This window comes from Micromonospora sp. DH13, assembly GCF_020873825.1.
Lineage (GTDB): Bacteria > Actinomycetota > Actinomycetes > Mycobacteriales > Micromonosporaceae > Micromonospora > Micromonospora haikouensis.
The window spans coordinates 293,191-316,609 of sequence record NZ_JAHWGR010000004.1; the positions used below are offsets into that span (position 1 = coordinate 293,191).

21 protein-coding genes, 1 tRNA gene and 1 pseudogene are annotated in these 23,419 nt (G+C 73.6%); 17 read left to right on the forward strand and 6 right to left on the reverse strand.

Annotated features, from left to right (window positions below):
• Positions 1-203: 203 nt before the first annotated feature.
• Positions 204-1,937 (reverse strand): dolichyl-phosphate-mannose--protein mannosyltransferase, encoded by a 1,734-nt coding sequence (locus LPA42_RS06115; protein WP_077936044.1) that lies wholly within the window; start codon positions 1,935-1,937, stop codon positions 204-206.
• Positions 1,938-2,020: 83 nt separating this feature from the next.
• Between LPA42_RS06115 and rsmI the strand changes: the two genes are divergently transcribed.
• On the forward strand, positions 2,021-2,869 hold the full coding sequence (gene rsmI, locus LPA42_RS06120) for a 16S rRNA (cytidine(1402)-2'-O)-methyltransferase (RefSeq protein WP_096761577.1): 849 nt from the start codon (positions 2,021-2,023) through the stop codon (positions 2,867-2,869).
• Positions 2,870-3,002: 133 nt separating this feature from the next.
• Here the strand turns inward: rsmI and LPA42_RS06125 are convergent, their stop codons facing one another.
• Entirely contained in the window at positions 3,003-3,926 is a 924-nt protein-coding gene (locus LPA42_RS06125) for a hypothetical protein (RefSeq protein ID WP_228986394.1), read from the reverse strand.
• 146 nt (positions 3,927-4,072) lie between these two features.
• On the opposite strand from LPA42_RS06125, the gene metG reads away from it, so the two are divergent.
• Positions 4,073-5,875: a methionine--tRNA ligase gene (gene metG / locus LPA42_RS06130; protein WP_228986395.1), complete on the forward strand. Its 1,803-nt coding sequence runs from the start codon at positions 4,073-4,075 to the stop codon at positions 5,873-5,875.
• A 162-nt stretch (positions 5,876-6,037) separates the two neighbouring features.
• On the opposite strand, the gene LPA42_RS06135 is transcribed toward metG, so the two are convergent.
• Together LPA42_RS06135 and LPA42_RS06140 are read right to left on the reverse strand one after the other, a co-directional pair.
• Positions 6,038-6,889, reverse strand: coding sequence for an alpha/beta fold hydrolase (locus LPA42_RS06135; RefSeq protein WP_077936047.1), 852 nt, complete (start codon positions 6,887-6,889; stop codon positions 6,038-6,040).
• Positions 6,890-6,992: 103 nt separating this feature from the next.
• A complete protein-coding gene (locus tag LPA42_RS06140; RefSeq protein WP_077936048.1) occupies positions 6,993-8,240 on the reverse strand; it encodes a hypothetical protein in 1,248 nt (415 codons plus the stop codon).
• A gap of 148 nt (positions 8,241-8,388) precedes the next feature.
• Between LPA42_RS06140 and LPA42_RS06145 the strand changes: the two genes are divergently transcribed.
• The 7 genes from LPA42_RS06145 to LPA42_RS06170 all read left to right on the forward strand — a co-directional run bounded on the left by LPA42_RS06145 (position 8,389) and on the right by LPA42_RS06170 (position 14,333).
• On the forward strand, positions 8,389-9,303 hold the full coding sequence (locus LPA42_RS06145; protein WP_077936060.1) for a TatD family hydrolase: 915 nt from the start codon (positions 8,389-8,391) through the stop codon (positions 9,301-9,303).
• On the forward strand, positions 9,300-10,172 hold the full coding sequence (gene rsmA / locus LPA42_RS06150; protein ID WP_077936059.1) for a 16S rRNA (adenine(1518)-N(6)/adenine(1519)-N(6))-dimethyltransferase RsmA: 873 nt from the start codon (positions 9,300-9,302) through the stop codon (positions 10,170-10,172). Before LPA42_RS06145 ends, rsmA begins: the two co-directional genes overlap by 4 nt.
• Positions 10,173-10,181: 9 nt before the next feature.
• Entirely contained in the window at positions 10,182-10,310 is a 129-nt protein-coding gene (locus tag LPA42_RS33785; RefSeq protein ID WP_255378720.1) for a hypothetical protein, read from the forward strand.
• The gene (locus LPA42_RS06155; RefSeq protein ID WP_077936049.1) at positions 10,307-11,263 is read left to right on the forward strand and encodes a 4-(cytidine 5'-diphospho)-2-C-methyl-D-erythritol kinase; all 957 of its coding nucleotides are present in this window, start codon (positions 10,307-10,309) and stop codon (positions 11,261-11,263) included. Before LPA42_RS33785 ends, LPA42_RS06155 begins: the two co-directional genes overlap by 4 nt.
• Positions 11,264-11,380: 117 nt before the next feature.
• Entirely contained in the window at positions 11,381-13,192 is a 1,812-nt protein-coding gene (locus tag LPA42_RS06160) for an ABC-F family ATP-binding cassette domain-containing protein (RefSeq protein ID WP_228986396.1), read from the forward strand.
• Between the two features lie 95 nt (positions 13,193-13,287).
• A complete protein-coding gene (locus LPA42_RS06165) occupies positions 13,288-13,743 on the forward strand; it encodes a DUF4383 domain-containing protein (RefSeq protein WP_077936051.1) in 456 nt (151 codons plus the stop codon).
• 119 nt (positions 13,744-13,862) lie between these two features.
• Complete coding sequence (locus tag LPA42_RS06170) at positions 13,863-14,333, forward strand: DUF4383 domain-containing protein (RefSeq protein ID WP_077936052.1); 471 nt, start codon at positions 13,863-13,865, stop codon at positions 14,331-14,333.
• A gap of 30 nt (positions 14,334-14,363) precedes the next feature.
• Here the strand turns inward: LPA42_RS06170 and LPA42_RS06175 are convergent, their stop codons facing one another.
• Positions 14,364-15,056, reverse strand: coding sequence for a TetR/AcrR family transcriptional regulator (locus tag LPA42_RS06175; RefSeq protein ID WP_077936061.1), 693 nt, complete (start codon positions 15,054-15,056; stop codon positions 14,364-14,366).
• Positions 15,057-15,179: 123 nt separating this feature from the next.
• The gene (locus LPA42_RS06180; protein WP_077936053.1) at positions 15,180-16,154 is read right to left on the reverse strand and encodes an acyl-CoA desaturase; all 975 of its coding nucleotides are present in this window, start codon (positions 16,152-16,154) and stop codon (positions 15,180-15,182) included.
• 134 nt (positions 16,155-16,288) lie between these two features.
• Between LPA42_RS06180 and LPA42_RS06185 the strand changes: the two genes are divergently transcribed.
• The 8 genes and pseudogenes from LPA42_RS06185 to cysD all read left to right on the forward strand — a co-directional run.
• Positions 16,289-17,140, forward strand: coding sequence for a helix-turn-helix domain-containing protein (locus LPA42_RS06185; protein ID WP_077936054.1), 852 nt, complete (start codon positions 16,289-16,291; stop codon positions 17,138-17,140).
• Between the two features lie 45 nt (positions 17,141-17,185).
• Positions 17,186-17,256, forward strand: a tRNA-Gln gene (locus LPA42_RS06190).
• 130 nt (positions 17,257-17,386) lie between these two features.
• Positions 17,387-18,867, forward strand: a pseudogene (gene glmU / locus LPA42_RS06195) (bifunctional UDP-N-acetylglucosamine diphosphorylase/glucosamine-1-phosphate N-acetyltransferase GlmU).
• A 54-nt stretch (positions 18,868-18,921) separates the two neighbouring features.
• Entirely contained in the window at positions 18,922-19,902 is a 981-nt protein-coding gene (locus LPA42_RS06200; protein WP_077936056.1) for a ribose-phosphate diphosphokinase, read from the forward strand.
• A gap of 287 nt (positions 19,903-20,189) precedes the next feature.
• Positions 20,190-20,882, forward strand: a complete 693-nt coding sequence (locus tag LPA42_RS06205; RefSeq protein ID WP_043961799.1) for a 50S ribosomal protein L25/general stress protein Ctc — start codon at positions 20,190-20,192, stop codon at positions 20,880-20,882.
• 114 nt (positions 20,883-20,996) lie between these two features.
• The gene (gene pth / locus LPA42_RS06210) at positions 20,997-21,587 is read left to right on the forward strand and encodes an aminoacyl-tRNA hydrolase (RefSeq protein WP_077936057.1); all 591 of its coding nucleotides are present in this window, start codon (positions 20,997-20,999) and stop codon (positions 21,585-21,587) included.
• Positions 21,588-21,741: 154 nt separating this feature from the next.
• Positions 21,742-22,560 carry an inositol monophosphatase family protein gene (locus LPA42_RS06215; RefSeq protein WP_077936058.1) on the forward strand — a complete coding sequence of 273 codons (819 nt, stop codon included), beginning with the start codon at positions 21,742-21,744 and terminating at the stop codon, positions 22,558-22,560.
• Positions 22,561-22,638: 78 nt separating this feature from the next.
• On the forward strand, positions 22,639-23,419 hold a 781-nt coding region (cysD, locus tag LPA42_RS06220; protein ID WP_228986397.1), incomplete at its 3' end, for a sulfate adenylyltransferase subunit CysD.

Below are 23,419 nucleotides of genomic sequence, written 5' to 3' on the forward strand. Positions count from 1 at the left end.
GTCGGAAATCTGACCCGAGTCCACCCGTTGTGCCGGTGGTGCCGGGTGGTTAAGCTCCTATTGCGCGCCCCAATCGCCCGCTTCCCCCGTGGCAGGCGATCGGGGCGCGCGTCTTTGCGCCCAGGAGCCGTTTCCCCGCCCCGGTGGCCCGACAACCGGGCCCGCCCCGGGGCCCGGTTGTCCGATATCCGACGGCTGGCGCGTCAGATCCAGCGGCCGTCCAACCACATCCGGGCCGACCACTCCGCGTACGGCAGCAGCTTGCCCACGAAGATCGGATAGAAGTACGCGAAGCAGAGCGCCACCAGCAGCACGTACGCGCCCACGATGACGCCACCCACCAGCCGGCGTTCCGCCGCCTCGTCCTCGCCGTCGGCGGAGGCCCCCTTGGCGGCCGGCGCCCGCGCCCCGTCGGTGGCCGGCGTGACGATCGCGCCCAGCACGTAGACGACCGCGAGGACCAGGAACGGCAGGGCCGGCGCGGTGTAGAAGGAGAACATCGTCCGGCCGTCGAGGGCGAACCAGAACCAGGGCAGCAGCCCGGCGGCCACGCAGAGCAGGATCGCCCCGGCCCGCCAGTCCCGCCGCGCGAGGCCGATCCAGGCTGCCCCGAACAGGGCGGGCAGGAACGACCACCACAGCAGCGGCGTGCCCAGCAGCAGGATCTCCGAGGCGCAGCTCGGCGCGCCGCAGGCGCCCTCGCCCGACCAGTGGAACGCCACCGGCCGGCCCAGCAGCAGCCACTGCCAGGGCCAGGACTGGTATTTGTGCGGGTCGTCGAGCTGCTTGTGGAAGCCGTACGCCGCCTTGTGGTATTCCCACAGGTTGTTCAGCGCCCCGATGATCGGGGTGTCACTCAGGCCCGGCACGTTCGGGTACTTGGCGGCGAGGCGGTAGTAGCCGTCGTCGGTCAGCAGCCAGCCCGACCAGGTCGCCACGTAGGCGACGACCATGAGGACGCCGGCCAGCACCAGCCAGGGCAGCTCGTCGAGCAGCGCGTCGCGCCACGGCCGGCGCACCCCCGCGGAGCGGCGGACGCCGACCTCCCACAGCAGGGCCAGCAGCGCGAAGGCCGGCAGGAAGTAGAGGGCGCTCCACTTGACCGCGCAGGCGAGGCCGAGCAGCACCCCGGCGGCCAGCCGCCACCACGGCCAGTTCCGCCAGCCGCCGGCGGGCCGGCCGGCGCGGCCGGGCGCGGTGGGGTCGAGGCCGGCGTCCAGCGCCCGGCTCCACCGGCGACGCCGGGAGTCCCGGTCGAGGACCAGCGCGCCGAACGCGGCCAGCACGAACAGCAGCAGGAAGATGTCGAGCAGTGCGGTGCGGGACAGCACCAGGTGGAAGCCGTCGAGGGCGAGCAGCAGGCCGGCGGCGCAGCCGAGCGTGGTGGAGCGGAACAGCCGGCGGCCGATGCGCACCAGCAGCAGCACCGAGACGATGCCGGCCAGCGCCGCGCCGAAGCGCCAGCCGAACTCCGGTGCGGTCGTCATCAGGTGCCCGGGCACGGAGATGTTGTGCTCGGCGTCGGAGTAGCCGAACGCCCACTCGCCGAGGCCGATCAGCCACTTGCCCAGTGGCGGGTGCACCACGTACGACGGGCCGTTGTCCTTGAAGTTCCACTCGACGCCCTTGTCGACGAGCCCCCAGCCGTCGCGGGCGTAGTAGATCTCGTCGAAGATCTTGCCCTTGGGGTAGCTGAGGCCGACCAGGCGCAGGATCGCGGCGATCGCCACCACCACGGCGGTGGCGATCCACGAGTTGACGTCCAGCCGGGCGTCGACGGTGGCGAGCCGCCGCCGCACGATCGCGGGGACGCCCCCGCCGCCGGCGTCGGGGGTGGGGGGAGGCCCGGACTCCTCGGTCGCGTCGCCGGCGGACCCGGCCTGCTCCGGTCCCGCCTGGCCCGCGCTCGCGCTCTGCGCTGTCGACGCACTCGTCACGCAGCGATCGTAGGCTGCGGAGGTGCCCGGTGGCGCCCGTCGTCCCCGATATCGGTACAACTGTCGATGAAGGAGCGCTTCTCTTGGGTGAAATGTCCGAATCCGGACGCCTGATCCTCCTCGGCGCGCCGCTCGGCAACCCGGCCGACGCGTCCGCCCGGCTCCGCGAGGTGCTCGCCGCCGCCGACGTGGTCGCCGCCGAGGACACCCGGCGGCTCACCCGGCTGGCCCGCGACCTCGACGTCACCGTCGGCGGCCGGATCGTCTCCTACTTCGAGGGCAACGAGGAGCGGCGCACCCCCGAACTCGTCGAGGTCCTCCGCGAGGGATACGTCGTCGCCCTGGTCACCGACGGCGGCATGCCCAGCGTCTCCGACCCCGGCTACCGGCTGGTCCGGGGCGCCCTCGACGCCGGCGTCCCGGTGACCGCCGCACCCGGGCCCAGCGCCGTCACCACCGCCCTGGCCCTGTCCGGCCTGCCCAGCGACCGGTTCTGCTTCGAGGGCTTCCTGCCCCGCACCCCCGGCGCGCGGCGGTCCCGGGTGCGCGCCCTGGCCGGCGAGGAACGCACCCTGGTCCTCTTCGAGGCCCCGCACCGCATCGCGGGCGCGCTCGCCGACCTGGCCGCCGGGTTCGGCGCCGACCGCCCGGCCGCGCTCTGCCGCGAGCTGACCAAGACGTACGAGGAGGTGGTCCGCCGCCCCCTCGGCGAGCTGGCCGCCTGGGCCGCCGAGCACGAGCCGCGCGGCGAGATCACCCTCGTGGTGGCCGGCGCGCCACCGGCCGCCGCGCAGCGCCCCGACGACGAGACCCTCCGCGCGGCCGTCGCCGAGCGGGAGGCCGCCGGCCTGTCCCGGCGCGACGCGATCACCGAGGTCGCCACCGAGTACGGCCTGCGCCGCCGCGACGTCTACACCACCGTCCACGCCTGAGGTGCAAGGAAGGGCACCTTGTTAACGCATTCTGTATAGGAAGGGCCCCTTCCTAACCGGCGGGCGGGCGAGCGCAGCCGGCGGGGCGGCGGGCGGGCGGCGAACCGGCCGGCGGAGGCCGGGGCGGGCGCGCCTACCAGGCTACGGCGAGGAAGCCGGCGCTGATCACGAGCGGGCCGGCCACCGCGACCGCCACCGCCCAGCGGCGGGCCCGCCGGTCGGCCAGCCGGGCCGCACCGGTGTACCGGGCGATCCCCGCGCCGCAGGCCAGCACCAGCAGCAGCCCGAGCAGCCAGCGCAGGTGCCGACCGGCGCCGGTGTCGGCGTACGCGGTGTCGCCCGACGGGCCGGTCATCCGGGCGGTCAGGGTGGAGCCGGTGGCGGTGCGTTCGGCGGGCACCCCGCTGACCCGTACCCCGAAGGCGATGAACCGCTCGCCCTCGGCGGTGAAGACTCCCCGGCAGCGCTGCGTCAACCCGGCGCCCGTGCACTCGCCGATCACGACGGTGCCGGTGGTGGCGTGCCCGAGGGCGAGCCAGAACGGGCCGACGCTCACCCAGGCGAAGAAGGCGGCGAGCAGGCTGAGCGCCAGCAGGGCGGAGAGGCCCTGCCAGGGGTCCGGCGGATGGACGGGCCGGTCGGCGGCGCGCCGCCGGCGGGTGCCGCCCCGGGGGTCCGCGTCGGCGGCGCGCCGCCACCAGCGGCGGCGGCCGTGTTCCTCGCGCAGGGGGGTGCCGTCCCAGTGCACCTGTTCGATCGGGGCCCAGAACAGCCCGTCGTCGTCGCCCTGCGCGTCCTCGTCGGGGGCGGGGGCCCGGCGGAGCCGGCCGCCGGGCTGCCGGACCGGAACCCGGCGCGGCACCGCGTCGACCGGGGCGCCGGTGGTCGGCTCCACCTCCACCGGCTGGTCGGGGCCGACCGCCTGCCCGGGCAGCGCGGGCAGGCCGGGCTGCGTGGTCGGGCCCGCCTGGGCGGGCCGGGCCGCCTGCGCGGGCGGCGCGGGCGCCGATCCGCCGGGCGGCTCCTCGTGCCCCTGGGCGGCTCGTCTGCCAGTCACGGTTTCATTGGACACCGGCAGGTGAGGGCAGCAGTGCAGGTCAGGCCGCGTGTCGGCGACAAATCGGGCGAGAAGCCCGGGGTGCTCGTGGCGAGCCGGCCTATTGGTTCGCGGTGGCCCCGCGCCGGTCACTAGGCTTGCTGGTCATGAGTCACGTTCTCGCGGCGGTAGCCTGGCCGTACGCCAACGGCCCGCGCCACATCGGCCACGTCTCCGGTTTCGGCGTTCCCTCCGACGTCTTCGCCCGGTATATGCGGATGGCCGGCCACGACGTGCTCATGGTCTCGGGCACCGACGAGCACGGCACCCCGATCCAGGTGCAGGCCGACGCCGAGGGGGTCACCCCCCGCGAGCTGGCCGACCGCTACAACCGGGTGATCGCCGAGGACCTGCGGGCGCTGGGGCTGTCGTACGACCTGTTCACCCGCACCACCACCCGCAACCACTACGCGGTGGTGCAGGAGCTGTTCGCCGGGCTGCACCGCAACGGCTACATCGTGCCCCGGGTCACCACCGGCGCGATCTCGCCGTCGACGGGCCGGACCCTGCCCGACCGGTACATCGAGGGCACCTGCCCGATCTGCGGGTACGACAGCGCCCGTGGCGACCAGTGCGACAACTGCGGCAACCAGCTCGACCCGGTCGACCTGATCAACCCCAAGTCCAAGATCAACGGCGAGACGCCGGAGTTCGTCGAGACCGAGCACTTCTTCCTCGACCTGCCCGCCCTCGCCGATGCCCTGCGGCAATGGCTGGACGGCCGCGAGGGCTGGCGGCCCAACGTGCTGCGGTTCTCGCGGAACCTCCTCGACGACCTCCAGCCCCGGGCCATCACCCGGGACCTGGAGTGGGGCGTGCCGATCCCCCTCGACGACTGGCGCGACCGCCCGGACAAGCGGATCTACGTCTGGTTCGACGCGGTCATCGGCTACCTGTCGGCGTCCATCGAGTGGGCCCGCCGCACCGGCGACCCGGAGGCGTGGCGCAGGTGGTGGTCCTCCGACGCCGAGGGCAGGGACGCCCGCAGCTACTACTTCATGGGCAAGGACAACATCGTCTTCCACTCGGTGATCTGGCCGGCGCTGCTCGGCGGCTACTCCGGCGCGGGCGACCACGACGGCGAGCCCGGCGCGCTGGGCCGGCTCAACCTGCCCACCGAGGTCGTCTCCAGCGAATACCTCACGATGGAGGGCCGCAAGTTCTCCTCGTCCCGCAAGGTCGTCATCTACGTGCGGGACTTCCTCGAACGCTACGACGCGGACGCGCTGCGCTACTTCATCGCGGTCGCCGGGCCGGAGAGCAACGACACCGACTTCACCTGGGCCGAGTTCCTCCGCCGCAACAACGACGAGCTGGTCGCCGGCTGGGGCAACCTGGTCAACCGGTCGGTGTCGATGGCGGCGAAGAACTTCGGCGCGATCCCGCCGGTCGACCCCGCCGGGCTCACGGAGGCCGACGAGGCGCTGCTGGCCACCGCCCGCGCCGGCTTCGACACCGTCGGCGACCTGATCGGCCGGCACCGGCAGAAGCAGGCCATCGGCGAGGCGATGCGGGTCGTCGCCGAGGCCAACAAGTACCTGTCGGAGCAGGCCCCCTGGAAGCTCAAGGCCGAGGCCGACAAGCCCCGGATGGGCACCATCCTGCACGTCGCCCTCCAAGTGGTCAGCGACGCCAACACCCTGCTCACGCCGTTCCTGCCGCACTCCGCGCAGCAGATCCACGAGCTGCTCGGCGGCACGGGCGTGCACGCCCCGATGCCCGTGCTGGAGGAGGTCGACGACCTCGACGGCGGGCCCGCGTACCCGGTGCTGACCGGCGACTACACGGTCGGGGCGCGCTGGGAGTCGGTGCCGCTGGAGGCGGGCCGGCCGCTCGCGGCGCCGAAGCCGGTGTTCCGCAAGCTTGACCCGTCGATCGTCGAGGAGGAGCTGGCCCGGCTCGCCGGCTGACCCGCCCCGCCGGCCCCCGACGAAGGGCCCGCCCCGCCGGCCCACCACGAAGGCCCGCGATGACGGCGACATGGCGGCATCCCGGCACTCGGGACACCGCCATGTCGCCGACATCGTCGTGCGGAAGGCTCGGCCTGCGGAAGGCTCGTCGTGCGGAAGGGCTCAGCGCCGTGCCATCGCCGGGGCCACCACGAACTCCAGGATCGCCCGGTTCACCTCGTCGGCGTTCGTCCACGGGATGCCGTGCGGCGCGCCCTTCAGCGTCACCAGCCGGCCGTCGGGCAGCATCGGCTGCAACCGCTGGCCGGTCACCCCGTACGGCAGGACCCGGTCCTGGTCGCCCTGCACGATCAGCACCGGCACGTCGATCCGGGGCACGTCGGGCCGGAAGTCGGTCAGCCAGGCGTCCACGCACTGGTACGTGCCGATGGCCGAGGCCCGCGCGCCGATGTCCCAGTGCGCCCGGTACGCCTCCTCGCTGACCAGCCTGCCCTTGTTGTCCGCGTAGTTGAAGAAGTTGTCGCAGAAGCTGGTGAGGAACGCGAACCGGTCGGCGAGGATCGCCTGCTTGAAGCCCTCGAACGGGCCCCGGTCCAGCCCCTCCGGGTTGTCCGGGGTCTTCAGCAGGAACGGCGCGAGCGGGGAGAGCAGCACCGCCCGGTCCACCCGGTTCGACCCGTACGTGCCCAGGTAGCGGGTGACCTCACCGGTGCCCATCGAGTGCCCGATCAGGATCGCGTTGCGCAGGTCCAGCTCGGTCATCAGCACGTCCAGGTCGGCCGCGAACGTGTCGTAGTCGTAGCCGGCGGCCGGCTGGCTGGAGTTGCCGAAGCCCCGCCGGTCGTACGTGATGGTCCGGTAGCCGGCGGCGAGCAGCGCGTTGGTCTGCTTCTCCCACGTCGCCCCGTTGAACGGGAAGCCGTGGATCAGCACGACCGGCTGGCCGGCGCCGTGGTCCTCGTAGTACAGGTCGATGGGCGCGGTGTTCTCCGCGCCGACGGTCATGAAGGGCATCTCGTCTCCCGGTGCGGGGTCGGGTCGTCGGACGCCCCGCGCATTCCCGACCCGCCCCCCGATATGCGGCCCCGCCGGGACCGCGCCGCCGGGTCCGCTCCGGTCAGAGCGGATAGGACACGTCGACCATCCGGTCGTCGGTCACCTCGGCCGCCGGGGCCCACACCTCGTAGACGCCCCGTTCCTGGCACTGCGCCCCGGTCGCGGCCACCGCGTCCGGATCGGGCCGGACCAGCCGCAGCCGCAGCCAGCCCGCCTCCTCCCGCAGGACGAGCCAGGGCACGCCCCGCCAGGCGGCGTGCCGCAACCGGCGGGCCACCGCCTCCACCGGGTACCGCGCGGCCCGGGTCATCGCCAGCACCCGGAACCCGCCGGGCAGGTCGGCGACCGCCTCGTACGCGGCGCCGGCGTACCCGCCGACGAGCTGCGTCGACCGGGCCGCCTCCCCGGTCGGCAGCCACTCCTGGTCGGGGGAGAGGTCCGGCACCCCGGCCAGCAGGTGCCGCCACTGCGGGCCGACCATCCGCAGCCAGCCCCGCTGCTCGGCCTGGTAGCTGTAGAGCACCACCTCCTCGCCCGACGCCGGGTAGGCCAGCAGGGTGGCGTTGGCCGGCATCGGCAGGTCGGCGAAGTCCCGCGTGACGAACTCCGGGACCAGCTGCGCCTCGCTCGGCACGAACCCGGTGCCCAGCACCGGCGGGCCGAGCCGGTCCCGGGGCGGCAGCGCCGTCAACCCCCGGTGCTCCGCGCCGACCGGCCGCACGTAGTCGGCCGGGTCCGCCGCCCGCCAGCGCAGCGCGTACGCCACCTCCAGGTCGTCGCGGCCGCCCGGCGAGTCGGTGCGCAGCACCGCCAGGGCCCCCGGGGTACGCAGATGCGCCACGTCGTGCTCGCGGTGGCAGAAGCCGTGCGGCAGCCAACCCCGGGCGTACCCGGCGAGCTGCCGCGCGGAGAGCACCTTGACCATCCGGGTGCCCCGCCGGACCACCGCGGACGCCCGCACCGCCACCAGCGTCGGATCGCCGGCCGAGGCCGGCTGCTGGCTGAGCCGCTGCACCTGCGACCAGCCCCGTTCGCGGTGCAGCGGCACCATCAGCGGCGTGTCCGGCTCCTCGGTCGGCTCGGCCGCGCCGTGCACCGCGTCGACCTCGCTGGCGTGGGCGAACCGCCGCCAGGGCAGCGGTGCCCCCGCCCGGGGCGACCACTCGAAGCCGGGTGCCTCCTCGGCGCTGAACAACTCGTACGCCGCGCCCCGGGCGATCGCCTCCGCCGGGTAGGCGACCCCGCCGCACGTGACGCGCAGCCCCGCCCGCGCTTCGGCGGCGCCGCGGGCCTGGGGGGAGACGCTCACCCCGGCGACGCTAGGCCCGCCGCGTTCCGGGCGGGTGAACGGCCGGTGACGGCCCGATGACCGGTGCCTGGTCGGCGCGCTCCCCACCCGACCGCCGGGACACCCGGGAAGGGGCCGGGTGGCGGACCGGGCCGACCGGCGGTGTGTGATGCTGGCGGCGATGACCGAGTCGACCGAACCCCGCCGGCAGCGGGCCGCCCGCCGCGCCGGCGAGTTCCCGCCCGCGCCCGAGCCGCTGCCCGGCCCCGTGCCGGACAGCCACACCCACCTGGACATCACCGTCACCGAGGCCGGCGTGCCGGCCGGCGGGGCGGGCGGCAACGCCACCGCCGACGACCCGGTCGCGGCGGCCGTCGCGGTGGCCGCCGAGGCCGGCGTGGACCGGCTCGTCCAGGTCGGCGTCGACGTCGCGTCCTCGGCGTGGAGCGCCGACGCCGCCGACCGCTACCCGGCGGTGCTCGCCACCGTCGCGCTGCACCCCAACGAGGCGCCCCGCCTCGCCGACCTCGACGAGGCGCTGCGCGCCATCGAGGCCCTCGCCGCCCGCGACCGGGTGCGCGGCATCGGCGAGACCGGAATGGACTTCTTCCGCACCGGCGACGAGGGCCGCGCCGCGCAGGAGGAGAGCTTCCGCGCCCACATCGGCATCGCCAAGCGGCACGGCAAGGCCCTCGTCATCCACGACCGGGACGCCCACGCCGACGTGCTGCGCGTCCTCGACGACGAGGGCGCCCCGGACACCGTCGTCCTGCACTGCTTCTCCGGCGACGCCGACTTCGCCCGCGAGTGCGTCCGCCGGGGCTACCTGCTCAGCTTCGCCGGCACCGTCACCTTCGCCAGCGCCACCGCGCTGCGCGAGGCCGCCGCGCTCACCCCGCTCGACCAGCTCCTCGTGGAGACCGACGCCCCGTACCTCACCCCCACCCCGCACCGGGGGCGGCCGAACGCGTCGTACCTGATCCCGCTCACCGTCCGCGCGCTGGCCGCGACCACCGGCGCGGACCTCGACGCGCTCTGCGCCGCCCTGTCGGCCAACGGCGAACGCGCCTTCGGCCCGTGGTGACCCCCGGCCTGCTCGGCCCGGCGGAGATCCGGGACCTCGCCGCCCGCCTCGGCGTCAGCCCCACCAAGAAGCTCGGCCAGAACTTCGTGCACGACCCCAACACCGTGCGCCGCATCGTCGCCGCCGCCGCGCTCACCGCCGACGACGTCGCCCTGGAGGTCGGCCCCGGCCTCGGCTCGCTCACTCTCGCCCTGCTCCCCGTCGCCGCGCACACCCACGCCGTCGAGATCGACCCGACGCTGGCCGCCGCGCTGCCGCAGACCGCCGCCCACCATGCCGGCCCGTACGCCGACCGGCTCACCGTGCACCGCGCCGACGCGCTGCGAGTCACCGCCGCCGAACTGGCCGACCCCGCGCCGACCGCCCTGGTGGCGAACCTGCCGTACAACGTGGCCGTGCCGGTGGTGCTGCACCTGCTCGCCGCGCTGCCCAGCCTCCGCCACGGCCTGGTGATGGTGCAGAAGGAGGTCGCCGACCGGCTCGTCGCCGGCCCCGGCTCCAAGGTGTACGGCATCCCGTCGGTCAAGCTCGCCTGGCACGCGCACGCCCGCGCCGCCGGCCGGGTCCCGCCGAACGTGTTCTGGCCGGTGCCGAACGTCGACTCCGGACTGGTCGCCTTCACCCGCCGCGAGCCGCCCCGCCCCGAGGTGCCCCGGGAACGGGTCTTCGCCGTCGTCGACGCCGCGTTCGCCCAGCGCCGCAAGACCCTGCGGGCCGCCCTCGCCGGGTGGGCCGGTGGCCCCGACCGGGCCGCCGCCGCCCTCACCGCCGCCGGGGTGGACCCCGGCGCACGCGGGGAGTCACTCACCGTCGAGCAGTTCGCCGCCGTCGCCGCGTCGGCTCCGACCGGCACGCCGGCCGCGCAGTAGGCTGGCGCGGTGCCCGGACCCCGCAACGCGTACGACCTGGTTGACGGCCGTTCCGCGCCGGCCACCGACCCCGCCGAGGAGCTGATCGTGACCGAGCCGTTCGACATCCGCCTGCGCCTGCGGGGCATCGTCCCGTGACCGAGGCATGGCGACCGGACGACGATGACGACCAGCAGCGACGCGGGGCCGCCGGCCCCGTCCGGGTGCGGGTCCCCGCCAAGGTCAACCTGCACCTCGGGGTGGGCCCGCTGCGCCGCGACGGCTACCACGAGCTGAACACGGTCTACCACGCGATCTCCATCCACGACGAGCTGACCGCCCGCCGCGGCGACACCCTCACCCTGACCATGGAGGGGGAGGGCACCGGCGAGCTGGCCCTCGACGACACCAACCTGGTGATCCGGGCCGCCCACGCCCTCGCCGGCTACGCGGGCGTCATGCCGCACGCCCGGCTGCACCTGCGCAAGCAGATCCCGCTCGCCGGGGGCCTGGCCGGCGGCAGCGCCGACGCGGCGGCGGCCCTCGTCGCCTGCGACGCGCTCTGGGGCACCGGCCTGTCCCGCGACGAGCTGGCCGGGATCGCCGCCGACCTCGGCTCCGACGTGCCGTTCCTGATCCACGGCGGCACCGCGCTGGGCACCGGCCGGGGCGAGGCCGTCAGCCCCGTGCTGGCCCGCCCCACCTCCTGGCACTGGGTGGTCGCCATCGCCGACGGCGGCCTCTCCACCCCCGCCGCCTACGCCGAACTCGACCGGCTGCGCGCCGCCGGTGCCGCCGGTTCGCCGCTGGGCAGCACCGACGGGCTCCTCGCCGCGCTGCGCCAACGCGACCCCCGGGTGCTCGCCGCCACCCTCGGCAACGACCTCCAGGCCGCCGCGCTGGCCATGCGCCCGTCGCTGGCCGCCACCCTCAAGGCCGGCGAGGCCGCCGGGGCGCTCGCCGGCATCGTCTCCGGCTCCGGGCCCACCTGCGTCTTCCTCGCCGCCGACGCCGCCGACGCCGAGCGGATCGCCGCCGAGCTGGAGGCGGCCGGGGTGTGCCGCGAGGCGCGCACCGCCCACGGCCCGGTGGCCGGCGCCCGGATCGGCTGACCCACCCGCGCCCGACCCGCCCCCCGGGGCGGGCCGGGCGCGTCCGCGTACCCTGGGAGCCAGGCGTCCCCAGGTGCCCGCCGGCACCGGGACGCCTTGATCATGGAAGGTGGGCCAGTGGCCAACATCGTCAACCTGGACCGGGTGTCCAAGGGGTACGGCGCCGCCGGGCCGCTGCTCACCGACGTCTCGCTCGGCCTCGACGACGCCGACCGGATCGGCGTCGTCGGCCTCAACGGCGCCGGAAAGTCCACCCTGCTGCGGATGCTCACCAAGCAGGAGGACCCCGACGACGGCCGCGTCACCCACCGCCGCGACCTGCGCGTCCTGTGGCTGCCGCAGGCCCTCGCCCTCGCCCCCGAGGCCACCGTCCGGGACGTGGTCCTCGGCACCGCCTGGCTCGACCAGAGCATGGGCGCCGAACACGAGTGGGCCGGCGACGCCGGCGTCCGCGCCATCCTCGACGGCCTCGGCATGCCCCACCTCGGCCTCGACCAGCCCGTCGGCCCCATGTCCGGCGGCGAGCGCCGCCGCGTCGCCCTGGCCGCCCTGCTGGTCCGCGAGTCCGACCTGCTCATCCTCGACGAGCCCACCAACCACCTCGACGTCGGCGGCGTCGACTGGCTCGCGAAGCACCTCGTCGGCCGGCGCGGCGCGCTCGTCGTGGTCACCCACGACCGGTGGTTCCTCGACGCCGTCTGCACCACCACCTGGGAGGTCGCCGACCAGACCGTCCGGGCCTACGAGGGCGGCTTCGCCGCCTGGACCCTCGCCCGCGCCGAACGCGAACGGGTCGCCGCCGCCACCGAGGCCCGCCGGCAGAACCTCCTCCGCAAGGAGATCGCCTGGCTGCGGCGCGGCCCGCCCGCCCGCACCTCCAAGCCGAAGTTCCGCATCGACGCCGCCAACGCGCTCATCGACGACGTGCCGCCGCCGCGCGACACCATGTCGCTGCAACGGCTCGCCACCGCCCGGCTCGGCAAGCAGGTGTACGACCTGGAGCACGTCCGGCTGCACGCCGGCCCCAAGGAGATCCTGCACGACACCACCTGGCAGGTCGGCCCCGGCGACCGGATCGCCATCCTCGGCCGCAACGGCGCCGGCAAGACCACCCTGCTGCGGCTGCTCGCCGGCATCACCCGCCCCGACGGCGGACGCTTCCACACCGGCTCCACGGTCAAGCCGGCCTTCCTCTCCCAGGAGCTGGCCGAACTCCCCGGCCACCTGCGCGTCCTCGAAGCCGTCGAGGAGGTCGCCCGCCGGGTGCAGCTCGGCGACCGGGAGGTCTCCGCCGCCCAGCTCGCCGAGGTCTTCGGCTTCGACGACCGCCGGCTCTGGACGCCCGTCGGCGACCTCTCCGGCGGGGAACGCCGCCGCCTGCAGATGCTCCGGCTGCTCGCCGCCGAGCCCAACGTGCTGCTGTTCGACGAGCCCACCAACGACCTGGACACCGACACCCTCGCCGCGCTGGAGGACCTCCTCGACTCCTGGCCCGGCACGATCATCGTGGCCAGCCACGACCGGTACCTCATCGAACGGGTCACCGACGTCGCGTACGGGATGTTCGGCGACGGCCGCCTCGTGCACCTGCCCGGCGGCGTCGACGAGTACCTGGCCCGCGCCGCCGACCGGCAGCCCGCCGCCCCGACCGCCCCCACCGGGCCCACCGCCGACGGCACGCCCGCCGCCGCCACGGGCGGCATGTCCGCCGCCGAGGCCCGGCAGGCCAAGAAGGAACTCACCCGGCTCGAACGCCAGATCGCCAAGCTGGACCAGCGGGAGGTCACCCTCCTCGACCAGCTCGCCGCCAACGCCACCGACTACGCCAAGGTCGCCGAGCTGGACGCCCAGCTCAAGGACGTCCGGGCCGAACGGGAGCAGGTCGAAGAGAGCTGGCTGGCCCTCGCCGAGCAGGTGCCCGGCAGCTGACCAGGGCAACCGGGCGGGGGGTGTGCGGCGTCACAGCCCGCCGTGCGGGACAATCGCAGGCGACCCCTCACCCGCACGGTCTTGGAGACTCAGACATGGCCCACACCCCCGTCAACCACCCCGCGCGGCCGATCTACCGGGCGATCGGCGGGCTCGTTGGTCTGTACTTCCTGGTCTTCGGCGTGCTCGGCCTCGTCGCCAGCGCCGGCAGCGACCTGTTCGCCCAGGACGACACCAAGGCGCTCGGGCAGGGCACCAACCTCGGCTTCTCGCTGCTGAGCATCGTGCTCGGCATCGCGATCGTCGCCGGCACCGTGATCGGCCGCAACCTCGACGTCGCGATCAACCAGTGGCTGGCGTACGCCCTCATGGTCCTCGGCCTCGCCGAGCTGGCCTTCCTCCAGACCGACGCCAACATCTTCAACTTCACCATCACCACCGACATCGTGGTGCTGACCCTCTCCATGGTCCTGCTGATGGCCGGCATGTACGGCAAGGTCGGCACGGACGAGGAGAACGAGGCCTGGCAGAAGGCCCGGCTCGTCCTGTAGCCCGCACACACCGCAGCGGGGGTCGGCACGCGCCGACCCCCGCTGCGGCGGTTCGGCCCGCGTCCGACGGCCGGCGGGGTGACAATCCTTCCGACTGGTGTCAATCGGACGGAGGGGTCATGGCGCACTTTCCGGTCAACCATCCGGCCCGGCCGCTCTACCGCGTCCTCGCCGGGCTCGTCGGGCTCTACATCCTGCTCTTCGGCGTGTGGGGCACCGCCGAGACCTGGGGCGAAGGGCTCTTCGACCGGGGCAGCCACTGGGCCCTCGGGCTCCGCACCAACCTGGCGTTCTCGCTCGTCTCGGTGGCCTTCGGCATCGTGCTGCTGATCGGGGCGTCCCGGCGCACCAACCTCGGCCACTACATGAACCTCACCGCCGGCGTGGTCTTCCTCGTCACCGGCACCCTGATGATGGCCGTCCTGCAGACCCCCGCGAACTTCCTCAACTTCTCGATGTCCACCGTCATCGTGTCGCTGCTGTTCGGGCTGGTGCTGCTCGCCACCGGCCTCTACGACAAGGTCGGCCCGGCCGACCACGCCGAGGCCGAGGACCGGCGCCGCCGCGACCCCGTCCCCGGCACCCGCTGACCGCCGAGCCGCCGCCGACCGACCGCGCCGTCAGCGGCCCCGGGACGTGATCAGCGTCGGCTTCGCCTCCAGGTGCGACAACCCGTTCCAGGCCAGGTTGACCAGGTGCGCCGCCACCGTCTCCTTACGCGGCTTGCGCACCTCCAGCCACCAGCGCCCCGTCAACGCCACCATCCCCACCAGCGCCTGCGAGTAGAGCTCGGCCAGCTTAGGGTCGTACCCCCGGGTCTTGAACTCGGCCCCGAGGATGTGCTCGACCTGGTGCGCGACGTCGTTCATCACGCTGCTGAAGTTGCCCGTCGCCGACATCAGCGGCGATTCCCGGACCAGCACCCGGAAACCGCTGGTCTCCTCCTCGATGTAACCCAGCAGGGTCAGCGCCGCCTGCTCCAGCAACTCCCGGGGGTGACCGGCCGTCAACGCCGTGGTGATCCGGTCCAGCAGGGCCCGGACCTCCCGGTCCACCACCACCGCGTAGAGCCCCTCCTTGCCGCCGAAGTGCTCGTAGACCACCGGCTTGGAGACCTTCGCCCGGGCCGCCACCTCCTCGATAGAGGTCGCGTCGAAGCCCCGCTCGGCGAACAACTGCCGACCGATCGAGATCAACTGCTCGCGCCGCTGGGCCGCCGACATCCGCACCCGCGACGGCGGCTTGCCCGCCGCCGGCACCGCGCGCCGCCGCCCGCCGCCCGTCCCGCCTCCGCCGACCGGACCATCTGCCATGCCGTCACCTCGCCGGCGCGCCGTGACGCCCTGTCGTGGGATGCTGCCGCCGTCGTTGGTCGCGCCGCCGTCGTCGGTCATCCGGCCATCCTGCCAGGTGGCGGCCGGCCCGACCGACCCGTTTTACCGCAGCCGACCCCGCCCCGGCGGCTCCGGGTGGGCCAGCTTGGCCGCGATGCGCTCCGGCTTCGGCCAGCGCACCGCCCACGCGGCCCCGGTCCGCTCCAACAGCCAGATCACCCGGGCCGAGATGTCGACCTGCCCCCGCAGCACGCCGTGGCGGGCGCTCGTCGGCTCGGCATGGTGCAGGTTGTGCCAGCTCTCGCCGAACGACAGGATCGCCAGCGGCCAGAAGTTGGTCGCCCGGTCGCCCTGGCGCATCGCGAACGGCCGCTCGCCGTAAACGTGGCAGACCGAGTTGATCGACCAGGTCACGTGGTGCAGCAGCGAGATCCGCACCAGCCCACCCCAGAACAGCGCCGTCAGGGCGCCCCGCCACGACCAGGTGAGCAGGCCGCCCATCAGCGCCGGGCCGAGCACCGTGACCACCACCAGCACCGGGAAGAGCCGGTCCACCCTCCGCGTCGCCCGGTCGGCGAGCAGGTCCGGGGCGAACCGCTCCCGGTTGGACAGTTCCCGGCCGAACAGCCAGCCGACGTGCGCGTGGAACAGCCCCTTCACCAGCCCCCGGACGCTCTGCCCGAACCGCCACGGCGAGTGCGGGTCGCCGTCGAGGTCGGAGAACGCGTGGTGCCGGCGGTGGTCGGCGACCCACTGGATGATCTCGCCCTGCACCGCGAGGGAACCCGCGACCGCCAGCGCCACCCGCAGCCACGGCCGCGCCCTGAAGGAGCCGTGGGTGAAGTAGCGGTGGTAGCCGACCGTGATGCCCAGCCCCGAGACGACGTACCAGAACGCGGCCACCGCCACGTCGGTCCAGCCCAGCCAGCCGCCCCAGGCGACCGGCACCGCGGCGACCAGGGCCAGGAACGGGACGACCACGAACGCCCACAGGGCGACCAGGATGCCCCGCGACTGCGGGCCCTGGGTCAGCGGCTTCGGACCGGTGGAGTGGGACTCGGTCAGAGCGGTCGACATGGCACCTCGCAGCGGGACGGCAGAGATCACGAAGTTACGCCTACGTCACCGTAACTTAGGGCGTCGGCAAAAGCACCGGACAGTTCCCGGCGTGGATACGTCCGCTGTCGTACGTCCGTCCTAACCTGCTGTTCGTGGAGGACTCCCGGGCGGCAGAGGTCCGTCGACTGCGCACCGTCGAGCAGCTCAGCGTGCGCGAGATCAGGGCCCGCACCGGCCTCGGCCGCAACCGCGTCCAGGAGCTGCTGCGCGGGGTGCCCGCCCCGGAGCGGACCCGCCGGCCCAACGCCAAGGACGCCCTCCGGGCCGAGGCGACGCAACTGCGCGCCGGGGGTTGCACCGTGCCCGACATCGCGGTCCGGCTCGGGGTGGCGAAGTCGACCGCGTACCGCTGGGTCCAGGGCGTGCCGTGGGAGCCGGACGCCGAGGCGGCCCGCGAGCGGCGCCGGGCGCACTCCCGGGCGATGACCGACGCCCAGTGGGCCGCCCACCGGCAGGCACGGGACGCGGCCCGCGCGGAGACCGTCAGGGCCACGTCGGCGTGGGTGGGGCGGCTGCGGCGCCGGGAGTTGATCCTGGTCGGTGCGGCGCTCTACTGGGCGGAGGGGGCCAAGGCCAAGCCGTGGCGTCCGCACGACTGCCGCGTGAAGTTCGTCAACAGCGACCCGACGCTGGTCGAGGTCTTCCTCCACTTCGTCGAGGCGATGGGTGTGCCCCGCGGGGCACTGTCGTTCCGGGTGAGCATCCACGAGTCCGCGGACGCTTCAGAGGCGGTCCGGTGGTGGGCGGAGCGGGTGGGGGTGCCCGCCGACGACTTCCGGCCCGTCTCGCTCAAGCGGCACCGGCCCGCGACGGTCCGGCGCAACACCGGCGACGACTATCGCGGCTGCCTGACGGTCGAGGTGCCCAGATCGCGGCGGCTCTACTGGAAGATCGAAGGGATCATGACGGGAATGGGCGCTGGCGTGGAAGCTGTGGGGCGCTAAGGTGTACTAGTCCGGCCAGCCGATTGGTTTGTCCGTTTTAGACCGTCCCGGGTCGTCTAATGGCAGGACGTCAGGTTTTGGTCCTGATTATAGGGGTTCGAATCCTCTCCCGGGAGCTTCCGCTGTATCGCCGCCCTTGCGTGGTTAGCATGGCCGCGAGACTGTCGCCGTCCCGACGGGAGCCACGTCGTGTCCCAGCCCCACCTCCGCACCGTCGTCGTGCTCGCCGCCGGGGAGGGCAAGCGGATGAAGTCGGCGCTGCCCAAGGTGCTGCATCCCCTGCTCGGCCGGACCCTGCTCGGCCACGTGCTCACCGCCACCGGGCCCCTGCGGGCGGACCGTACCGTCGTCGTGGTCGGCCACGGGGCGGACCGGGTCCGGGCGCACCTGGCCGAGGTCGCCCCGGAGGCCGTGCCGGTGCTCCAGGCCGAGCAGCGCGGCACCGGCCACGCGGTCCGGATCGCGCTCGACGCCGTCGCCGACGCCGCGGGGACCGTGGTCGTGATCAACGGAGACGTGCCGCTGCTGCGCCCCGAGACGGTCGCCGCGCTGGTCGACGCGCACGAGGCGGCCGGTGCGGCGGCGACCGTGCTCGCCGCCGAGGTGCCCGACCCCACCGGGCTCGGGCGGATCGTCCGGGACGAGGCGGGCCGGCTGCGGCAGATCGTCGAGGAGCGCGACGCCACGGCCGAGCAGCGGGCGCTGCGGGAGATCAACGCCGGCAGCTACGCGTTCGACGCGGTGCGGCTGCGGGACGCGCTGGGCAAGCTCTCCACCGACAACGACCAGGGCGAGGAGTACCTGACGGACGTCTTCGCACTGCTGGTCTCCGCCGGTGAGCCGGTCGGGGTGCACGTGGCCACCGACCACGTCGAGACGCTGGGCTGCAACGACCGGGTCGAGTTGGCGGCGCTGCGCCGGCTGCTGCGCGACCGGGTCAACGAGGCGTGGATGCGCACCGGGGTGAGCATCCTGGACCCGGCGACGACCTGGATCGACGTGACGGTCGCGGTGGACCGGGACGCGGTGATCGACCAGAACACGCAGCTGCGCGGCCGGACGGTGGTGGGCGCGGAGGCGGTGGTGGGCCCGGACGTGACGCTGATCGACACGGTGGTCGGGCCGGGTGCGACGGTGCTGCGCAGCCACGCCGTCGACGCCGAGGTCGGCGCGGGGGCCAGCGTCGGGCCGTACGCGTACCTGCGGCCGGCGGCGCGGTTGGCCGAGAAGGCCAAGGTCGGCACGTTCGTCGAGGTGAAGAACTCCGAGGTCGGGGCGGGCGCGAAGGTGCCGCACCTGTCGTACGTGGGCGACGCGACGATCGGGGCGCGGGCCAACATCGGCGCGGCGACGATCTTCGTGAACTACGACGGGGTGAACAAGCACCGCACGACGGTGGGGGAGGCGGCCTTCATCGGCTGCGACACGAGCCTGATCGCCCCGGTGGAGGTGGGGCCGGGCGCGTACGTCGCGGCGGGCAGCGCGATCAGCCAGGACGTGCCGCCGGGGGCGCTCGGGGTAACCCGCGCGCCGCAGCGCAGCATCGAGGGATGGGTGGCCCGGAGGCGGGCCGGCACGGCGTCGGCGGAGGCTGCGGAGCGGGCTTTGCGGGCTGCGGCGGAGGATGCGCCTGGGGCATAGTGGGCGCAAGGGAAGGTGAGGCAATCCACGAGGGCGCCGAGGCGGTTCGGGGGCCGTCAGGCGGGGGAGATACTGCAAACCGATAGTCCCCGGCCCCACACCGCAGCCGGGCAAACCGACCAACGGGAGCAGACGGGCCCATGGGCAGCATCGTCGCCGAAAACCGCAAGAGCCTGATGCTCTTCTCCGGACGTGGTTTCCCGGACTTGGCCAGGGAGATCGGTGAGGTCCTCGGCATCGCGCCGACGCCCGCCGACGCGTACGAGTTCGCCAACGGCGAGATCTTCGTGCGTTTCAAGGACTCGGTGCGTGGTTCGGACGCCTTCGTGGTGCAGTCCGTGACGCACGGGGTCAACACCTGGGTCATGGAGACCCTGATCATGGTCGATGCGCTGAAGCGTGGGTCGGCCAAGCGGATCACCGTGGTCCTGCCGTTCTACCCGTATTCGCGGCAGGACAAGAAGCACCGCGGCCGGGAGCCGATCTCGGCGCGGCTGGTGGCGGACCTGCTGAAGACGGCGGGGGCGAACCGCATCCTCACGGTGGACCTGCACACCGCGCAGATCCAGGGCTTCTTCGACGGCCCGGTCGACCACCTGTTCGCGATGGACGTGCTGGCCGAGTACGTGGAGCGCAAGTTCGCCGGGCGGCCGATGACGGTGGTGGCGCCGGACTCGGGCCGGGTGCGGGTGGCGGAGCGGTGGACCGACCGGCTGGGCGGTTGCCCGCTGGCGTTCATCCACAAGACGCGGGATCCGTTGAAGCCGAACCAGGTGGTGGCGAACCGGGTGGTCGGTGAGGTCGAGGGTCGGGTGTGCCTGATCGTCGACGACATGATCGACACCGGTGGGACGATCACCAAGGCCGCCGACATCCTGCGGGAGTCGGGCGCGGCGGAGATCGTGGTGGCGTCGACCCACGCGTTGCTGTCGGATCCGGCGACCGAGCGGCTGAAGAACAGCCCGATCACCGAGGTCGTGGTGACGAACACGCTGCCGTTGCCGCCGGAGAAGCAGCTCGACAAGATCACGGTGCTGTCGATCGCGCCGCTGCTGGCCCGGGCGATCCGGGAGGTCTTCGACGACGGCTCGGTGACGACCCTCTTCGGTGGCCTGAGCTGAGGTGATCGTCGTGGGGCGGGCGCCCCCCCCACGGCGGTGTTGGGCGTTTTCGCTCCTGACAGCGCGCGGGGCGGGGACTGCCGTCGAGCGCGTATTCAGCTCGGGTAGACTGTTGCGGTTGCCACGGCGAGGGTGCCCGGCGGGCCGCTGAAAAGCACCGCACGGAGGCACCGTGATCGACGCGGTGCTCCGGGCAGTCGTTCATGACGCATGAGCCCCAGCGAGCCCCTCGCCCCAGCACCGCAAGACGACAAGCCGCCGCAGCGAAAAGCATCAGGAGTTTCCCCGTGTCCGAGGTAAAGATCAGCGCCGAGCCCCGTACCGAGTTCGGCAAGGGTGGTGCCCGCCGTACCCGCCGGGCCGGCATGGTGCCCGCCGTGCTGTACGGCCACGCCGAGAAGCCGAAGCACATCGCGCTGCCCGCGCGTGAGTTCGCCGCCGCGATCCGTAAGGGCGGCGCCAACCAGCTGTTCGCGATCGAGGTCAGCGACGGCACCCAGGTGCTGGCGCTGCCGAAGGCGATCCAGCGTGACCCGATCAAGGACACCTTCGAGCACGTCGACCTGCTGCTGGTCCGCCGCGGCGAGAAGGTCACCGTCGAGGTCCCGGTCCAGCTGACCGGCGAGGCCGCGAAGGACACCCTGATCGTGCACGACCACGACACCCTCTCGGTGACCGCCGACGCCACCAAGGTGCCGGACCACCTGGAGGCGTCGATCGAGGGCCTGGAGGCCGGCACGCAGGTCACCGCCGCCGACGTGGAGCTGCCGTCGGGCGTCGAGCTGGCCGCCGACCCGGAGCTGCCGGTCGCCGCCGTGACGGCCGCCCCGACCGCCGAGCAGCTGGAGGCCACGCTGCCCGAGGTCGAGGCCCCCGCCGAGGAGGCCGAGGCCGAGGCTGGCGAGGAGGCCGCCGAGGGTGCCGAGGCGCCGGCCGCCGAGGGCGAGGAGGCCCCGGCCGAGGCGAAGACCGAGGCCTGACCGGTCAGTCTTTCCGTGCGACAGGCGTCCCCGACCCCGGGGGCGCCTGTCGTCGTGTCGGGACCGGGTCTGGGCCGGCCGCCGGGTGCGGCGGGCGAGCGGGAGGGGTGTGGCGTGACGGACGAGGCGGGGCCGTGGCTGGTGGTCGGCCTAGGCAACCCGGGCCGGGAGTACGCGGGTAACCGGCACAACGTGGGCTTCATGGTGGCCGAGCTGCTGGCCGCCCGGGTGGGCGGGAAGTTCGGTCGGCACCGGCGGGCGGTGGCCGAGGTGGCCGAGGGCCGGCTCGGGTTGGGCGGGCCGAAGCTGGTGCTGATGAAGCCGCTGACGTACATGAACCTCTCCGGGGGGCCGGTGGCCGGGTTGGCGCAGTTCCACAAGGTGCCGCCGGGGCGGGTGATCGCGGTCCACGACGAGCTGGACATCGGCTACGGCCAGCTGCGGGTGAAGTGCGGCGGCGGCGAGGGCGGGCACAACGGGCTGCGTTCGATGTCGAAGTCGCTGGGGACGAAGGAGTACGTGCGGGTGCGGTTCGGCATCGGCCGGCCGCCGGGGCGGCAGGACCCGGCCGACTACGTGCTGTCGGACTTCTCGGCGGCGGAGCGCAAGGAGTTGGAGTTCCTGGTGGACCGGGCGGCGGACGTGGTCGCGTCGGTGGTCACCCGGGGTGTGGAGCCGACCCAGAACCTCTATCACGGGGCCTGAGCCGGGCGGGGCGGCGCGGCTGGCGGTCGTACGGCCGGTAGTCTGCGCCTTTCCGGCGGACCACGGCCGGCAGGTGGGCGTGGCCGGCAGGTGGCCGTGGCCGGCGAGGTGGGTCGCGGCGAGGCGACGGGAGTGAGTGGTGGGCAGTCCTCCGATGATCGACGGCGCGTTCGCCCGGTGGTTGGCGGCCCAGGCCGGGCAGGCGCTGCTGGGCGTGCGGGCCGATCTGGGGTTCGCCGACCCGGGGGCGTTGCGGTCGGCCGGGGACAAGGTCTCGCACGACCTGATCCGCACCGAGCTGGCGAAGTGGCGGCCGGGGGACGCGGTTCTCTCGGAGGAGGACGAGGGGTCGCGGCTGGCGTGGGCGGCGGAGGTGAGCGCCGGGGCGGTGTCCCGGCTGACCGCCGACCGGGTGTGGATCGTCGACCCGTTGGACGGGACCCGGGAGTTCTCCGAGGAGGGCCGTTCGGACTGGGCGGTGCACGTGGCGTTGTGGGCGCGTACGGCGTCGACGCCGCACCGCCTGGTGGCGGGGGCGGTGGGGTTGCCGGCGCAGCACCGGGTGCTGGGCACGGACCATCCGCCGGCGTACCCGCCGATGACCCTGGAGGCGGCGACCTCGGGCGGCGGAAGGACCATCCGGTTGGCGGCCAGTCGTAGCCGTCCGCCGGTTTTCCTGACCGATCTGGCGGACGATGTGGGCGCTCATCTGGTGCCGATGGGCTCGGCGGGGGCGAAGATCGCCGCTGTGGTGACGGGTGAGGTCGACGCGTACGTCCACGCGGGCGGCCAGTACGAGTGGGACTCGGCCGCTCCGGTGGCTGTGGCGACGGCCACCGGCCTGCATGCTTCCCGGATCGACGGTTCTGCGCTGAAATACAACGAGGCCGACCCGCGCCTGCCGGATCTGCTGGTCTGCCGCAAGGATCTCGCCAGCCGGTTGCTTGCAGCGCTGCAGAGGCATTCCGGGTAGCCTGAGCAGTCTTCTTCACGTGTCCGACCGGAAAGGTCTGGAATCCATGAGCGCAGCCGAGCGGATCGAGGCCGGGTCATGACCGCCCCCGCTACGTACCAGGTCTCCCACCTCGATGCCCTGGAGGCGGAGAGCATCTTCGTGATGCGTGAGGTGGTTGCGGAGATGGAGCGGCCGGTGCTGCTCTTCTCGGGTGGTAAGGATTCGATCGTGATGTTGCGGTTGGCGCAGAAGGCGTTTGCGCCGGCGAGTGTGCCGTTTCCGGTGATGCATGTGGATACGGGGCACAACTTTCCCGAGGTTCTGGAGTATCGGGATCGTCGGGTGGCGGAGTTGGGGTTGCAGTTGATCGTGGCGTCGGTGCCGGAGGCGTTGACGCGGGGGTTGGTGCGGGAGTCCGGGGACGGGATGCGTAACCGGATCCAGACGCCGGTGTTGTTGGACGCGGTGGAGAAGCACCGGTTCGACGCGCTGTTCGGTGGGGCGCGGCGGGATGAGGAGAAGGCGCGGGCGAAGGAGCGGGTGTTCTCGTTCCGGGACGAGTTCGGGCAGTGGGATCCGAAGAACCAGCGGCCGGAGTTGTGGTCGTTGTACAACGGTCGGCATCATCCGGGTGAGTCGATCCGGGTGTTCCCGTTGTCGAACTGGACCGAGTTGGATGTGTGGCACTACATCGCCCGGGAGCGGATTCCGTTGCCGTCGATCTACTTCGCGCACGAGCGTGAGGTGGTGGAGCGGGACGGCATGTTGTATGCGGTGAACGAGTTCTTCACCCCGCGGGCGGGTGAGACGCGGTTCGTGGAGGTGGTGCGGTACCGGACGGTGGGTGACGCCTCGTGCACGGCGGCGGTGCGTTCGG